Consider the following 14,802-nt stretch of genomic DNA (forward strand, 5'->3'; position numbering starts at 1 on the left):
CGCCGCGTTTCTGCCGGCATCCACCCTTCTGCCGGGTGCAGTGCTCATTGCGCGACAAGACGTGTCTTTTCCGCAACAATGCATGTGTCGCAGGTATTTATATCGCGCCTCCGACGATCAGGGTGGTGATGAGCCTCGAGTTCGATCGCCGAAAAACAGAAAATCCCTTATTTCATAAGGACTAATTCTTCCGCCATCGTCGGATGCAGTGCGACGGTCGCGTCGAAATCGGCCTTGGTCAGCCCCGCCTTCACCGCCACCGCGGCCGACTGCAGGATTTCGGGGCAGTCGGGTCCGATCATGTGGATTCCGACCACCCGGTCGGTCTCGCCATCGCAGATCATCTTGTAGAGCGAGCGCTCGTTGCGGCCGGCCAGCACGTTCTTCATCGGGCGGAAGTCGGACGTGTAGACCTTCACCGAGCCCAGCGCCTGCTTGGCCTGCGATTCGGTCATGCCGACGCCGGCCATCGGCGGGTGGCTGAACACCGCGGCGGGGACGTTGGCGTAATCGACGCGCGTCGGCTTGCCGCCGAAGAACGTGTCCGCAAACGCCTGCCCCTCGCGGATCGCGACCGGGGTCAGCTGGATTCGGTTGGTGACGTCGCCGACCGCGAAGATCGAGTCGCAGGTCGACGTGTTGTCCTCGTCGACGATCACCGCGCCCGCCGCGTCCATCTCGACGCCTGCGGTTTCGAGCCCGAGGCCCTTGGTGTTCGGCAGGCGCCCGGTCGCGAACATCACGAGGTCGACGGTGATTGGCTCATGGCCGCTCATGCGGACGGTCAGACACCCGTTCGCATCCTTCTCGATGCTCTCGAACGCGGCGTTGAACCGAAAATCGATGCCCTTGCTCATCGAGATCTGGAGCAGACGGTCGCGGATCGACTCGTCATAGCCACGCAGGATCACGTCGGTCCGGTTGACCAGAGTCACGTGCGAACCGAACTGGTGGAAGATCCCGGCGAACTCGTTGGCAATATACCCTGCGCCCGCGATCAGCACGCGCTTCGGTACGTCGTCGAGATGGAAGACTTCGTTCGAGGTGATGCCGTGCTCGGAACCGGGGAACTCAGGCACCAGCGGATGAGCGCCGACCGCGATCAGGATTTTCGCGGCGGTCTTCGTGGTGCCGTCGGCGAGCGTGACTTCGTTCGGCCCGGAGACGACCGCGCGCTGGTGGATGATGTCGACGTGATTGTTCTGCAGCGTGGTGGTGTAGGCGCCGTTGATCCGGTCGACCTCCTCCATGACGTTGTCGCGCAATGTCGGCCAACTGAACGCGCAATCGTCGGGCACCTGCCAGCCGAACCGCTTGGCGTCCTTCAGGTCCTCGGCGAAATGCGCGCCATAGATCAGCAGCTTCTTCGGCACGCAGCCGCGGATCACGCAGGTGCCGCCGACCCGATATTCCTCGGCGACCGCAACGCGCGCGCCATGCGCGGCGGCGACGCGCGAGGCGCGCGTCCCGCCCGAGCCTGCGCCGATGACGAAAAGGTCATAGTCGAATTGGGTATCGGTCGCGGATGTGGTCTTGGTCACGGGCAGTCCTCGTAGGTCGCGTGCCGCTGGCGAGCGGCTTTGCATGCCATCTGGGGCAGGGGGCGCGAGGCGGCAACCCCGGCGCGGCGATCACGCTGATCGGCTCAGCCTATCGCTGGCCCGCCTTACGCATCGGCATCGCATCGATAGTCGCCTCCAGCGCGGCGGCGGGGAAGGGCTTGGCACTACGCAGTTTCTCGCCACCGTCCTTGCCGATCAGGATCGCGGTGAAGGTCGCAGGCAGGTTGTATTTGCGGCGGAGCGCTGCGGCTGGGTCGCTTGCTCCGCGGACCGTTTCACCGACGATTTCGACAATCGTGAGGTCGCGGGCGGCGGCGTTAGTCTTCCAAGCGGCCAGAATACGACGTTGCACGGCGATCTCTGCGTCTCCGGCAGTCGGAGCAGAGACGATCAACACGCGCCGCTCCCACGTCATCTGCGCGACGGTGGGGGAGGCGGCGAGTGCGACGGCGAGGAATAGGGACATGAGGATGTAACGCGGTACGTTGGAGAGTGCTCCATACCACCAACCACCACCCCGGCGAAGGCCGGGGCCCAGTTGGTAAGGCTTCCGTGTGGCAAACTGCGGTTCACCCAACTGGGCCCCGGCCTTCGCCGGGGTGGTGCACCTTTGGGTGGGGTAATCGGATTAGATGAAGGGGGAGGAGGCGCCCTCCCCAAAACCTCACCCAAATGCTCGCTTGATCAGATCATCCGTCGAGGGATCGAACGTCTGTCCGCCCTTCTCAGCGGCCTTCGCCATTTCCTTCCCCAGCTCCACCCCGAACTGGTCGAACGAATTGATCCCCAACAGCACCCCGTTCACGAACACCCGGTGCTCGTAGAACGCGATCAGCGCGCCCAGCGTCCGCGCATCCAGATCGTCGAGCAGTATTGTCGAAGACGGCCGATCGCCCGAATAGCTCCGCGCCGGATCCTCGACCTGCTTGCCCGCCATCAACGCCGCCCCTTGCGCAAACGCATTCAGCAGCAGCGCCCGATGATGCTCCTCAGGCAACGTATCGCCCGGCTCGATCGCCGCGACGAACTCGACCGGCACCAGATGCGTGCCCTGATGGAGCAGCTGGAACACCGCGTGCTGCGCCTCGGTGCCGACCCCGCCCCAGGTGATCGCCGCCGACGGCCGTCCGAGCGCCTCGCCCTCGACCGTCACCGCCTTGCCGTTCGACTCCATCTCCAGCTGCTGGAGATAGCTCGGCAACAACCGCAACCGCTCGTCATACGCGAACGTCGCACGCGTCTCGGCCCCGCGGACCTGCGTGTAATACAGGTCGGCGAACGCAGCGAGCGCAGGCGCGTTCTCGTGCAGCGCGGCAAGACGGAAATGGCGATCCATCTCCGCGGCACCCTCCAGCAGTTCCTCGAACTTGTCCCAGCCAAGCGCGATCGCCGCCGGGAAACCGATCGTCGACCACAGCGAATACCGCCCGCCAACGCTCTCCGCGAACGGCAGGATGCGCGTCTCGTCGACGCCCCATTCCATCGCCTTCTCGGGCGACGCGGTCAGCGCGATCACGCGGCCATAGGGATCCTCGACATTATGCTCTGTCATCCACTGCAGCACGCTTTCGGCGTTCATCAGCGTCTCGGTCGTGGTGAACGTCTTCGATGCGACCACGAGCAGCGTCGCCGCCGGATCGAACTTCGCGAACACGTCCTCAAGCGCGACGCCGTCGACGTTGGCGACGATCGCCACGTCGTAGCGCTTGTCCTCACGCCCCAGCGCATCGACCAGCAACTGCGGCCCCAGCGCCGACCCACCGATACCGACGTGCAGCACATGCCGCACCGGACCCAGCGCATCGGCCTCGATCGCGTCGATCAGCGTCCGCATCCGCTGGTGGCTCGCCTGCGCGATCGCGACGCTCTCGGGCTTGCCCTCGCCGCGCTCGGCGGTGTGCTCGACCGCGCGGCCTTCGGTCACGTTGACGATCTCGCCCGAGAACATCGCCTGACGCTTGCCCGACAGATCCTGTGCCTTCGCCATCTCTTCGAACGCGGTGATCATGTCCGTGGTCAGATGCGTCTTCGACCAGTCGAAGTGGATCCCCGCGACATCGAGGCTCAGCTTCGAGAGCCGCTCCGAGTCCGCTGCGAACAGGTCGGTCAGCTTGGTGGCGGGCAGGGCTTCGATCTTGGACCAGTCGGCGGTCATGCTACTTCTCCGAATAGACGTGCGCGCCGGTCATGCTGCAAGCGCGAGACGGCGACAACGCTCTTTCGGTGACAGGTATCCCGCATACGCTTGACGATAGGCGCAGGTTGAGCAAACCCGCGCACATGGCAAATGACGTGAAGACACCCGCGCGGTCCAAGACACCCCGTTCGGAAACGAGCGAGACCTTCCGCTTCCTGCTGAAGCTGGCCGTGGTCGTCCTTATCCTGCGCAGCTTCATCTTCGCGCCGTTCAGCATCCCGTCCGAATCGATGCTCCCGCGGCTGCTGATCGGCGACTATCTGTTCGTCTCGAAGTGGAACTACGGCTACTCCCGCTGGTCGCTCCCCGCCGGCATACCGCTGATCCCCGGCCGTATCTTCGGCAGCACGCCAACCCGCGGCGACGTCGTCGTCTTCCGCGCGCCCGAAGTGCTCGACCACGACGTCATCAAGCGCGTCATCGGCCTTCCCGGCGAGACCATCCAAATGCGTCAGGGCACCGTCTACCTCAACGGCAAGCCGATCCCTAAGCAGCGCATCGCCGACTTCACGATCCCGCTCACCGCCAATTTCGACGCCGCCAAATGCGGCGCACCGTTCGTCGACGTCGTGGCCAACGTCCAGATCTGCCGCTACCATCGCTTCCGCGAGACGCTGCCGAACGGCCGCAGCTACGAAGTGCTCGACCAGGCCGAACTCCCCGACCGCGACGATACCGGGCTCTACACGATCCCGGCCGGCCACATCTTCGTGATGGGCGACAACCGCGACGACAGCGGCGACAGCCGGTTCCCCGCGCCGCAGGGCATGGGCTACGTCCCGCTCGAGAACGTCGAGGGCAAGGCGGTCGTCAACTTCTTCTCGACCGACGGCGACGCCGAATGGCTGAAGCCGTGGACCTGGGTCAGTGCCGCGCGCTGGAGCCGTATCGGGGAAGGCTTTTGAGCGACCTCGCCGGCTGGCTGAAGACGCTCTTCGGCCGCGCACCGACCAACCTCGCCCCCTATGAGCGCGCGCTGACGCACGGTAGCCAGGCCGCGGCGAACTACGAGCGTCTCGAGTTCCTGGGCGACCGCGTCCTAGGGCTGATCATCGCCGAGTGGCTGTACGAACTGTTCGCAACCGACCCCGAAGGCTCGCTGTCGAAGCGCCTCAACGCGCTCGTCACCGGCCCCGTCTGCGCCGACGTCGCGCGCCAACTAGGGGTGCGCGCCCATCTCAAACTCGGCAAGCAGGCGCGCGACGACGGTGCCAGCGACAGCGACAACGTACTCGGCGACGTGATGGAGGCACTGATCGGCGCCTGGTACCAGGAAGCCGGCCTCGACGCCGCCCGCGCCTTCGTCCGCGGCGCCTGGGGGGATCGCGTCCAGGCCGGTGCAAAAGCCCCGCAACACCCCAAGTCCGCGCTCCAGGAATGGGCGGCCGCGCACAACCGCAAGCCCCCCGAATACACGATCGTCGAACGCACCGGCCCCGGCCACGCTCCAAAATTCACGATGCTCGTCTCGGTCGGCAAGCTCGCCGAAGCCACCGCGACGGGCTCCAGCAAACAGGAAGCCGAGACGGCGGCGGCCAAGGCGCTGCTGGAGAAGCTCGGCTAAGAAGAATGGTTCACGCGGAGGCGCGGAGCCGCGGAGGCGGTGCGATTGGAACTCCGGCCTTGCCTCGAACGCCTCCGAGATAATCGGCGGCGCATGATCGCAGACGGCGCGAGCCCCATGCACACCATCTCCGCGGCTCCGCGCCTCCGCGTGAACCAATTTCTCTTTCTTAAACTGTGAATCGCGCGACGATGGGCAGGGCCGCAGTTCGGCAGGAATGACGCGAGAGCGTTTTGTCTGTATGACCGTCCCTGAATATCCCGATGCCGAAAAGAGCCTAAGTGACCGAACCTGCTACTCCTGAAATCTCCGCCCCCAAGCATTGCGGCCTCGTCGCCATCGTCGGCGCGCCGAATGCGGGCAAGTCGACGCTCGTCAACGCGCTCGTCGGCCAGAAGGTCGCGATCGTCAGCCCCAAGGCGCAGACGACGCGCGCGAAACTAATGGGCGTCGCGATCGAGGGCGACACGCAGATCCTGCTCGTCGACACCCCCGGCATCTTCGAGCCCAAGCGCCGCTTCGACCGCGCGATGGTCGCCGCCGCCTGGGGTGGCGCGGAGGGTTCCGACATCATCGCGCTGGTGGTCGACGCCAAGGGCGGCATCGGCGGCAAGGTCACCACGATCGTCGAGTCGCTGGTCGGTCGCACCGAGCCGATCTGGCTGATCCTCAACAAGGTCGATCTCGCCGACAAGACCAAGCTGCTGATCCACGCCGAGAAACTGAACGCGCTGCTCCCGTTCGCGGAGACGTTCTTCATCAGCGCCGGCACCGGCGACGGCCTCGCCCACTTCAAGACCGAGCTCGCCAAGGCGATGCCCGAAAGTCCGTGGCACTACCCCGAGGGCCAGGTCTCCGACTCGACCGAGCGCGCGCTGGCGTCCGAGGTCACGCGCGAGCAGCTCTATCTCCAGCTCCACGCGGAACTCCCCTACGCGAGCACGATCGAGACCGAGCAGTATATCGAGCGCCAGGACGGCAGCCTCGAGATCCACCAGCAGATCCTCGTCGAGCGCCCGACGCAGCGCGCGATCGTCCTCGGCAAGGGCGGCGTCCGCATCAAGGAAATCGGCGCCCGCTCACGGATCGAACTCGCCTCGATCACCGGCAAGCCCGTCCACCTATACCTGCACGTAAAGGTAAAACCCGGCTGGGACGAAGACCGCGAAGTCTACCGCGACATGGGCCTCGACTGGGTCGACTGATCCTCTCCCAAAAGACTGTTCCCCCGCGAAGGCGGGGGCCCAGACTGGACTCCCGCCTTCGCGGGAGAACAACCTTGCGCGCTCGGTCAGCGCCAATCCACCCCCACCTAGCACCACCCCGGCGAAGGCCGGGGCCCAGTTGGGAGGCGGTCGTTACGACGGACAGCCCTCCGTTACTCAGGCCTTCCCACCTGGGCCCCGGCCTCCGCCGGGGTGGAAGAAGATAAGATCCCCTCGACCCACTCCGGCACCAGCACCCCCGCCGCCCCGATCCGCGTCTCGCCAAAGAACACGCTGCCCATCGAAGGGTCCAGGTTCAGCTCCAGCGTCCGCGCGCCATGATACGCCGCGGTCTGCACGAACCCCGCCGCCGGATACACCGCCCCCGAAGTCCCCACCGAAACGAACAGGTCGGCCTTCGCCAACGCCGCCTCGATCCGCTCCATCTGGTACGGCATCTCCCCAAAGAACACGATGTCGGGCCGAAGTGCCGCCGCACCGCAAGCGCTACACACCGACCCCTCCGGCAAAGCCCCCGTCCAAGCCTCCCGCGCCCCACAAACAGCACACAGCGCCGACAACAGCTCCCCATGCATATGCAGCATCCGCGTCGCCCCCGCGCGCTCATGCAGGTCGTCGACATTCTGCGTGACGATCAGCAACTCGCCGTCCCAACCCGCATCCAGCCGCGCCAGCGCCCGGTGCGCCGGATTGGGCTCCACCCCCGCCAAAGCCGCCCGCCGCAAATCATAAAACCGGTGCACCAGCTCCGGATCCGCCGCGAGCGCCTCGGGCGTGCAGACATCCTCGACCCGGTGCCCCTCCCAAAGCCCACCCGGCCCCCGAAACGTCGCAATCCCGCTCTCCGCCGAAATCCCGGCCCCGGTTAGAACGACGATGTTTTTCATGTCATGCATGATCGCAGCATAAGCAGCCCGGCTCTGGACTGAAAGTGGAGGTCCCAGGGCATCCGGGCGCATTGGCGTCGGCGCGATCGTGTGGGAAGACATCGGGTGGGAGAACAGGCCGATGAGTAGGCATAGCGTGAAGTTTCTGTTCCTGTTTGCAGGCGGCGTCCTCTACTGGCAGTGCGTATCGCGCATAACCGGTGCAAAGGAACCCTGGGACGCGGACAGCTATTGGCACGTCTGGTATCCCGTGGCTTTTGGATTGGCGGCGATCAGCGGCACCGTGCTGAGGCGGCACGGCTGGGCAGTAGGCGTCGGTCTTTCGTTGGCTCAACTTCCGGTCATGTGGTGGAATATCGGGACTGCGGCATCCTGGGCGATCGGGTTGGCGATGGCGTGCATGTTGAGCATCCCTCTCGCAGCGGTGTCTGCGTTGACCGCTCTGTTGGCCGCACGTGCTCGGGAAGCCTGACGCGAGCCGGGTGATCGCCGATCGTCGGCCGCTCGCCCGCGGCCGTCTTCATAAATCGTCCGAACGGGGCTAAGACGCGGGCATCCCCGCATCCGCAAAGGCGCTGCATGACCGTCATTACCGAAGCCGACCTGATCGAAAGCGTCGCCGACGCACTCCAGTTCATCAGCTACTACCACCCGATGGATTACATCCGCGCCTTGGGCGTCGCGTACGAGGCCGAGCAGAGCCCCGCCGCCAAGGACGCGATCGCGCAGATCCTCACCAACAGCCGGATGTGCGCGGAGGGCCATCGGCCGATCTGCCAAGACACCGGGATCGTCACGATCTTTGTCAAATGGGGCCAAGATTGCCGGCTCGAGTCGACTCGCAGCTTGCAGGAGGTCGTCGATGAGGGTGTCCGAAAAGCCTATCTGAATCCTGAGAACAAGTTGCGCGCGTCGATCCTCGCCGACCCCGCCTTCACGCGCCGCAACACCAAGGACAACACGCCGAGCGTCATGCATGTCGAAATGGTGCCCGGCAACACCGTCTCGATCGACGTCGCGGCGAAGGGCGGCGGCAGCGAGAACAAGTCGAAGTTCAAGATGATGAACCCGAGCGATTCGATCGTCGACTGGGTGCTCGAGATGATCCCGCAGATGGGCGCCGGCTGGTGCCCGCCCGGCATGCTCGGCATCGGCATCGGTGGCACCGCGGAAAAGTCGATGATCCTCGCCAAGCAGTCGCTGATGGGCTCGATCGACATGGCGCAGCTGAAGGCGCGCGGGCCGAAGAACGACATCGAGGCGCTGCGGATCGAGATCTACGACAAGGTCAATGCGCTCGGCATCGGCGCGCAGGGGCTGGGCGGACTTTCGACCATCCTCGACGTGAAGATCTTCGACTGGCCGACGCACGCCGCGTCGAAGCCGGTTGCGATGATTCCCAACTGCGCCGCCACGCGCCACGCGCATTTCGTGCTCGACGGCTCGGGCCCTGTGTATCTGGAGGCGCCGAAGCTGGAGGAATGGCCCGACGTCGACTGGACGCCCGACAAGGCCGCGATCCGCGTCGATCTCGACACGCTGACGCCCGAAGTCGTGCAGACCTGGAAGCACGGCGACCGCCTACTGCTCAACGGCAAGATGCTCACCGGGCGCGATGCGGCGCACAAGCGGATCGCCGACATGCTCGCCAGGGGCGAACCGCTCCCCGTCGATTTCGCCGGTCGCGTGATCTATTATGTCGGCCCGGTCGATCCGGTCGGCGACGAGGTGGTCGGCCCGGCCGGTCCGACGACCGCCACCCGCATGGACAAGTTCACCCGCATGATGCTCGACCAGGGCCTGCTCGCGATGGTCGGCAAGGCCGAGCGCGGCGGGGATGCGACCAAGGCGATTGCCGAGCGCAAGTCGGCCTATCTGATGGCGGTCGGCGGTGCGGCGTATCTCGTCGCGCGCGCGATCAAGGGCAGCAAGGTCGTCGGGTTCGAGGATCTGGGCATGGAAGCGATCTACGAGTTCGAGGTCGCCGATTTCCCGGTGACTGTCGCGGTCGATTCCGCGGGCGAGAACGTCCACCAGCTCGCGCCTCTGGTGTGGCGCGAGAAGATCAAGCGTGAGGGGCTGCTGACACCGGCCTGATCCGGGATCCGGAACGGGCAGGGGGCTGTACCGTTGGACGGGGGTTGTACAGGAGTTCTTGCATGTCCCGTTTCTTCGTCAAGCCCGTCGCCCTGCTCCTCGCGGCCTGTCTCGCCTCGAGCGCGGCCGCACAGACCCAGCCGTCGGCCGAGCCTCAGTCGGGCGGGCTGATGGGCAGCCTCGGCGGCCTGCTCGGCGGGGGGATGCCGAGCGTGGGCTCGATCGGTGCGGGTAACGCGGCGGGGCTGCTCGGCTATTGCCTCAAGAACAAGCTGCTCGGCCAGGGCGGTGCGCTCGGCGCGTTGACGGGATCGCAGCGCGCAACGTCGCCGGCGGCCCCGCGGGCCTCGGGTGCGCAATCGATCCTCCAGCGCCTGACCAACCGCCAGGGCGTCCAGACCTCGCCGGGGTTCGCAGCAGGGCAGGCCGGCGAGATTCAGGCACCGAACGGACAGGGTCTGTCGCTCGACGATCTCGGTGGCCAGATCAAGACACGAATGTGCAGCCTGGTCCTCAACCGCGCGAAGTCGTTCCTGTGAGCGGGTAACACCACCCCGGCGAAGGCCGGGGCCCCATTGGGGAGCGCAGTTTATGTAAGACGGCGCGTCGTAACCCAAGCATTCCCAATTGGGCGCCGGCCTCCGCCGAGGTCGGGCTTAGAGGTACCAACACAATTATACCGCGTCATTCCCGCGGAGGCGGGAACCTAGATTGGCTTGCCTCACGGCAAACCACCGGCGTCTCCGGCTAAGCCGGGATGAGGTATTAAGAAATCGGGAAGCGATGTTCGGCGCCAGCGGAGGCAGATGCCTCACGATCGGGATGTATCGAGACTCGGGACGTCGCCAATCCGATACCGCGCGTAACTAAGGATCTTCTCAAACCTACAAATGAAAAGAGGTTGCCGAATCGTCTCCCGACGACCCGACAACCCCCTGACATGGTCAGCGGCCGGAGAGCTCCAGCCCGGAGGACCATGCGTACCACCTAGCCTATGACACACGCGTTGACTGGGAGAGGATACTCCCCACGCATGTCGGCGGCGTTAGCGGTGCGTCCCCCGAACGAACCGAACCGAACTCACTGCTGAACCATGAGACATCGGATCACCTCCTTTCGCTTGTTGAAACAACGCGGCCAAGCCCGACCGCGCCCGCAATGTGTGTCGATTGCGGGTGCGATACAAGCCTTGTTTTTCCGGAGATTTCGGACGATCCTCTTTGGCTGTCGTCCTGCCGAAATCAGCCGCGACAATCCTCGGTCACGCGTTCGATCTCGGCCCAGGCGGGCACGACCAGCGGCGCCGATCCGGCCTGCTGCACCACGAACCGTCCGCGACTGAACCCCATCGCCTCGAGAAGAGAGTCGTTCGGCATCAGCGCCGCCGCGACATAGGGCGGCGTGCCACCGGTCGGCTGCACCGGGAGCGCGCGTGTCGCGCTCGACGTGCGGATCGTGAGCGGGGTCGTGGTTGTGCCGGCGCGCGAAAGATACACCTGCCGCGTCGCGGTATCGCAGCGCAGCGTCAGCGACGCATCAGCATTGGCTGGACCGAACAACGCGATCGATCCCCGCGCATCCCGGCGATACACCCACGTGCCTGGCGAATACGGCCAGTCGCGCCAGTCCGCCGCGATCGGGGCAGGGCGCGGCGCGGGGGCGGGCGCCGCGACGCGTGGCGGCGGTAGCGGAGGCGGCGTTTCGGCGCGCGGCGGCGCGACACAACCGGCGACCAGCGCGAGCAAAACAAGGCCGGCAAGCGATCGACCGCGGCTGACGAGAGGGGAAATAACGCGCATAGCCCAGCGTATGGGGCAGCACTGAAGCACGCTCAAGCCGCGACCGCGCATCGGTAGCGGGAACCGCCGCGCGCTGCTACCGGTTCAGCGTCCAACCATCGTTCAAGATCCTTGGAGACCATGTATGTCCGATACCGCCGCCCAGACCCCGACGCAGCTGCTCGTCCAGTCGAACATCTCCGGCACGATGAAGGTCGAGAGCCGCGACGGCGACAATGTCGGTTCGGTCCACGCTTTCATGGTCCACAAGGGCACCGGCCGCGTCACGCACGCCGTGCTCAGCCTCGGCGGCTTTCTCGGCATGGGCAAGAGCTTCTACCCGCTGCCCTTCTCGCTGCTCCAGTTCGATGCCGTCCGCGACCTTTATGTCGTCACGATCGACAAGCGCGTCCTCGAAGGCGGCCCCAGCTGGGCGAACAACGCACCGGTCTTCGACCAGGCCTATGCCGACCGCGTCGCAAGCTATTACGGGTCGAGCAGCGAGGACCTCGTCGTCGGTTAAGCTGCGCGTGGAACGATCCGGTCAAGCGCGCCATTCAAGGCGCGCTTGGCCTCTAAAAGATCATACTGATTCTGCAGTCGGAGAAAAAACCCCTCCGAGAGTCTGAAGTACCGCGTCAGTCGCAGGTCAAGTTCGCCGTCGACCGGGACGTTTCCATTAATCAGCGCTTCAATCCGCGACTGCGAAACGTCGATGGCAGCTGCCAGATCTATCGATCTAAGGCCTAGCGGCTCCATAAATTCACTGGCCAGCATTTCCCCGGCGTGATCGTTCTCGATCCAGGCACTCTCAGTGATAGTCTGTGATTTCGACACGCTCGGCACCTCCATCGCGCCAGACAAAGCATACACGCCATTGCATATTGATGGAAATGGAATGCTGGCCGGTGCGGTCGTCAGTCAAGGCATGAAGGCGATTGCCTGGCGGAAAGCGGACATCGTCGAGCGTTTCTGCAGCATCAAGCAACCTTAATCGGTTAACGGCTCGATGCAGGATATCTGTAGGGAACCGACGACTTCGCTGCCGGAGCCAGACGCGCTCAGCTTCGTTGTCGTGAAAGCTGCGGATCATAAGGCACCATCAATTAGGCATAGGCGATCCGTTAGTGTCCAGCGGCAAGCACAAGCATGCAAGGCTACCGCGACCGCGATCCACCCATCCGCATCTTCTGGCTTTTGCCGTAGCGCGTTTTCCGCGTGCCCGGCTTGCCCTCGTTAGAGCGTCCCATGACCGGCGCCTTCTGCTGGTCGACCGGCAGGCCTAGTTCCTCGTTCTCCAGCTGGCGGATTTCGTCACGCAAACGCCCGGCAGTCTCGAATTCCAAATCGCTCGCGGCCTTGCGCATCTGCTTCTCAAGATCCTCGATATACGCACGCAGGTTGTGGCCGACCATATGAGGCCGGTCCTCGTCGATCGGGATCGTCACCTGATCCTGGCTCGCGACGTGCGCGATGATGTCGCCGATGTTGCGGCGGATCGTCGTCGGGGTGATGCCGTGTTCTGTATTGTACGCGACCTGCTTCTCGCGGCGGCGCGACGTTTCGTTCATCGCGCGCTCCATCGATCCGGTGACGCGGTCGGCATACAGGATCACGCGGCCGTCGACGTTGCGTGCGGCGCGCCCGATCGTCTGGATCAGCGACGTCTCGGAGCGCAGGAAGCCCTCCTTGTCCGCATCGAGGATCGCGACCAGCCCGCATTCGGGGATATCGAGCCCCTCGCGCAACAGGTTGATCCCGATCAGCACGTCGTACACGCCGAGCCGCAAGTCGCGGATCAGTTCGATGCGTTCCAGCGTCTCGACGTCGCTGTGCATGTAGCGGACCTTGATCCCCGCCTCGTGCATGTATTCGGTCAGATCCTCCGCCATCCGCTTGGTCAGCGTGGTGACCAGGGTGCGGTAGCCGAGCGCCGTCGTCTTGCCGACCTCGACGATCAGGTCCTGGACCTGTTCCTCGACCGGCTTGATCTCGACGGGGGGATCGATCAGCCCGGTCGGGCGGATGACCTGTTCGGCGAACACGCCGCCGGTCTGTTCCATCTCCCAGCTGCCCGGAGTGGCCGAGACATAGGTCGTCGGCGGACGCATCGCGTCCCATTCGTTGAAGCGCAGCGGCCGGTTGTCGATCGCACTCGGCAGGCGGAAGCCATATTCGGCGAGCGTCAGTTTGCGACGGTGATCGCCGCGCGACATGCCGTTGATCTGGCCGATCGTGACGTGGCTCTCGTCGACGAACAGCAAAGCGTTGTCGGGGAGATATTCGAACAAAGTGGGTGGCGGTTCGCCCGGCATGCGACCGGTCAGGAAGCGACTGTAATTTTCGATCCCCGCGCAGGACCCGGTGGCGGCGATCATCTCCAGGTCGAAGTTCGTCCGCTGCTCGAGCCGCTGCGCCTCCAAAAGCTTGCCCTCCAGCACCAGCTCCTTCAGCCGCTCGGCCAGCTCGTGTTTGATCGCCTCGCCCGCCTGCTTGAGCGTCGGGCCGGGCGTCACGTAATGCGAGTTCGCATAGACGCGCACCGAGTTCAGCGATGCGACCTTCTTGCCGGTCAGCGGATCGAATTCGGTGATCTCCTCGATATCGTCGCCGAAGAACGAGATGCGCCACGCGCTGTCCTCGTAATGCGACGGGAAGATCTCGAGCGTGTCGCCCTTCACGCGGAAATTGCCGCGCTGGAACGCCGCGTCGTTGCGCTTGTACTGCAGCGCGACGAGCTTGCGCACGATCTCGCGCTGGTCGACCGTCGTGCCCTTTTTCAGGTCGAAGATCATCGCCGAATAGGTCTCGACCGAGCCGATGCCGTACAGGCACGACACCGACGCGACGATGATGACGTCGTCGCGTTCGAGCAACGCGCGCGTCGCCGAATGCCGCATCCGGTCGATCGATTCGTTGGTCGACGATTCCTTCTCGATGTACGTGTCCGAGCGCGCGACATACGCCTCGGGCTGGTAATAATCGTAATAGCTGACGAAATATTCGACTGCGTTCTCGGGGAAGAACGACTTCATCTCGCCGTACAGCTGTGCGGCCAAAATCTTGTTCGGGGCGAGGATCAGCGCGGGACGCTGGACGCGTTCGATGACGCTGGCCATCGTGAAGGTCTTGCCCGAGCCGGTGACGCCGAGCAGCACCTGGTCCTTCTCGCCCTCGCCGATCCCGGAGACGAGTTCGGCGATCGCGGTCGGCTGGTCGCCGGCGGGTTCGTATTCGCTGACGAGCTTGAACGGCTTGCCGCCCTCGACCTTGTCGGGGCGCGCGGTCGGGCGGTGCGGCACGAAGGTGTCGCCGGTTTCGGGCTCGGCGAGGCTGGTGCGGATCTGAATGGCCATCGAGGGGGAATATGGGGAACATGGCCTGGGTCGGCAACGGCCAGTCATCATGGCGATGGCCAACTCCGTTCTCCTGCGAACGCAGGAGTCCAGGATTACAGGGGACGCCGTTCGTAAACCCTAGACTCCTGCGTT

General features: G+C 64.8%; 15 protein-coding genes. 7 read left to right on the forward strand and 8 right to left on the reverse strand.

Translation table 11 applies throughout. From position 1 onward, the window contains the following. Positions 1-167: 167 nt before the first annotated feature. The 3 genes from gorA to pgi form a co-directional block, all read right to left on the reverse strand. Entirely contained in the window at positions 168-1,541 is a 1,374-nt protein-coding gene (gene gorA, locus ACLBWL_RS04675; protein WP_447790648.1) for a glutathione-disulfide reductase, read from the reverse strand. A 109-nt stretch (positions 1,542-1,650) separates the two neighbouring features. Beyond that, a complete protein-coding gene (locus tag ACLBWL_RS04680) occupies positions 1,651-2,028 on the reverse strand; it encodes a DUF4174 domain-containing protein (protein ID WP_447790650.1) in 378 nt (125 codons plus the stop codon). Between the two features lie 198 nt (positions 2,029-2,226). Continuing rightward, a complete protein-coding gene (pgi, locus tag ACLBWL_RS04685; RefSeq protein ID WP_447790651.1) occupies positions 2,227-3,717 on the reverse strand; it encodes a glucose-6-phosphate isomerase in 1,491 nt (496 codons plus the stop codon). A 125-nt stretch (positions 3,718-3,842) separates the two neighbouring features. Between pgi and lepB the strand changes: the two genes are divergently transcribed. The 3 genes from lepB to era all read left to right on the forward strand — a co-directional run bounded on the left by lepB (position 3,843) and on the right by era (position 6,528). Next, a complete protein-coding gene (gene lepB, locus ACLBWL_RS04690; protein ID WP_447790653.1) occupies positions 3,843-4,664 on the forward strand; it encodes a signal peptidase I in 822 nt (273 codons plus the stop codon). Beyond that, positions 4,661-5,323, forward strand: coding sequence for a ribonuclease III (gene rnc / locus ACLBWL_RS04695; RefSeq protein ID WP_447790655.1), 663 nt, complete (start codon positions 4,661-4,663; stop codon positions 5,321-5,323). The genes lepB and rnc overlap by 4 nt, the downstream gene beginning before the upstream one ends. Before the next feature lie 281 nt (positions 5,324-5,604). Continuing rightward, positions 5,605-6,528, forward strand: coding sequence for a GTPase Era (era, locus tag ACLBWL_RS04700; protein ID WP_447790657.1), 924 nt, complete (start codon positions 5,605-5,607; stop codon positions 6,526-6,528). A 173-nt stretch (positions 6,529-6,701) separates the two neighbouring features. Here era and ACLBWL_RS04705 read toward each other — a convergent pair whose 3' ends face one another. Beyond that, a complete protein-coding gene (locus ACLBWL_RS04705) occupies positions 6,702-7,445 on the reverse strand; it encodes an NAD-dependent deacylase (protein ID WP_447790659.1) in 744 nt (247 codons plus the stop codon). Positions 7,446-7,557: 112 nt separating this feature from the next. Here ACLBWL_RS04705 and ACLBWL_RS04710 point away from each other — a divergent pair, with 112 nt between their 5' ends. From ACLBWL_RS04710 to ACLBWL_RS04720, 3 genes are all read left to right on the forward strand, one after another. Beyond that, complete coding sequence (locus tag ACLBWL_RS04710; RefSeq protein ID WP_447790661.1) at positions 7,558-7,908, forward strand: hypothetical protein; 351 nt, start codon at positions 7,558-7,560, stop codon at positions 7,906-7,908. Between the two features lie 107 nt (positions 7,909-8,015). After that, positions 8,016-9,533 (forward strand): fumarate hydratase, encoded by a 1,518-nt coding sequence (locus ACLBWL_RS04715; RefSeq protein WP_447790662.1) that lies wholly within the window; start codon positions 8,016-8,018, stop codon positions 9,531-9,533. A gap of 62 nt (positions 9,534-9,595) precedes the next feature. After that, positions 9,596-10,072: a DUF2501 domain-containing protein gene (locus ACLBWL_RS04720; RefSeq protein ID WP_447790664.1), complete on the forward strand. Its 477-nt coding sequence runs from the start codon at positions 9,596-9,598 to the stop codon at positions 10,070-10,072. A gap of 702 nt (positions 10,073-10,774) precedes the next feature. Here the strand turns inward: ACLBWL_RS04720 and ACLBWL_RS04725 are convergent. Continuing rightward, entirely contained in the window at positions 10,775-11,332 is a 558-nt protein-coding gene (locus ACLBWL_RS04725) for a hypothetical protein (protein ID WP_447790666.1), read from the reverse strand. Positions 11,333-11,456: 124 nt separating this feature from the next. Here ACLBWL_RS04725 and ACLBWL_RS04730 point away from each other — a divergent pair, with 124 nt between their 5' ends. Further along, a complete protein-coding gene (locus tag ACLBWL_RS04730; protein WP_056051762.1) occupies positions 11,457-11,834 on the forward strand; it encodes a PRC-barrel domain-containing protein in 378 nt (125 codons plus the stop codon). Here the strand turns inward: ACLBWL_RS04730 and ACLBWL_RS04735 are convergent. From ACLBWL_RS04735 to uvrB, 3 genes are all read right to left on the reverse strand, one after another. After that, positions 11,831-12,148: a HigA family addiction module antitoxin gene (locus ACLBWL_RS04735; protein ID WP_447790668.1), complete on the reverse strand. Its 318-nt coding sequence runs from the start codon at positions 12,146-12,148 to the stop codon at positions 11,831-11,833. The two genes, ACLBWL_RS04730 and ACLBWL_RS04735, sit on opposite strands and share 4 nt — an antisense overlap. Further along, entirely contained in the window at positions 12,123-12,404 is a 282-nt protein-coding gene (locus tag ACLBWL_RS04740; RefSeq protein WP_447790670.1) for a type II toxin-antitoxin system RelE/ParE family toxin, read from the reverse strand. The genes ACLBWL_RS04735 and ACLBWL_RS04740 overlap by 26 nt, the downstream gene beginning before the upstream one ends. Positions 12,405-12,468: 64 nt before the next feature. Beyond that, positions 12,469-14,667, reverse strand: coding sequence for an excinuclease ABC subunit UvrB (uvrB, locus tag ACLBWL_RS04745; protein WP_447790672.1), 2,199 nt, complete (start codon positions 14,665-14,667; stop codon positions 12,469-12,471). Positions 14,668-14,802 lie beyond the last annotated feature (135 nt).

The organism is Sphingomonas sp. M1A8_2b, from assembly GCF_053345535.1.

Coding starts and splice junctions, on each gene's coding strand:
- ACLBWL_RS04740 (WP_447790670.1), bottom strand. CDS start 12,404: ATGATCCGCAGCTTTCACGACAACGAAGCTGAGCGCGTCTGGCTCCGG.
- ACLBWL_RS04720 (WP_447790664.1), top strand. CDS start 9,596: ATGTCCCGTTTCTTCGTCAAGCCCGTCGCCCTGCTCCTCGCGGCCTGT.
- uvrB (WP_447790672.1), bottom strand. CDS start 14,667: ATGGCCATTCAGATCCGCACCAGCCTCGCCGAGCCCGAAACCGGCGAC.
- ACLBWL_RS04730 (WP_056051762.1), top strand. CDS start 11,457: ATGTCCGATACCGCCGCCCAGACCCCGACGCAGCTGCTCGTCCAGTCG.
- ACLBWL_RS04715 (WP_447790662.1), top strand. CDS start 8,016: ATGACCGTCATTACCGAAGCCGACCTGATCGAAAGCGTCGCCGACGCA.
- ACLBWL_RS04725 (WP_447790666.1), bottom strand. CDS start 11,332: ATGCGCGTTATTTCCCCTCTCGTCAGCCGCGGTCGATCGCTTGCCGGC.
- pgi (WP_447790651.1), bottom strand. CDS start 3,717: ATGACCGCCGACTGGTCCAAGATCGAAGCCCTGCCCGCCACCAAGCTG.
- ACLBWL_RS04680 (WP_447790650.1), bottom strand. CDS start 2,028: ATGTCCCTATTCCTCGCCGTCGCACTCGCCGCCTCCCCCACCGTCGCG.
- lepB (WP_447790653.1), top strand. CDS start 3,843: ATGGCAAATGACGTGAAGACACCCGCGCGGTCCAAGACACCCCGTTCG.
- ACLBWL_RS04705 (WP_447790659.1), bottom strand. CDS start 7,445: ATGCATGACATGAAAAACATCGTCGTTCTAACCGGGGCCGGGATTTCG.
- ACLBWL_RS04710 (WP_447790661.1), top strand. CDS start 7,558: ATGAGTAGGCATAGCGTGAAGTTTCTGTTCCTGTTTGCAGGCGGCGTC.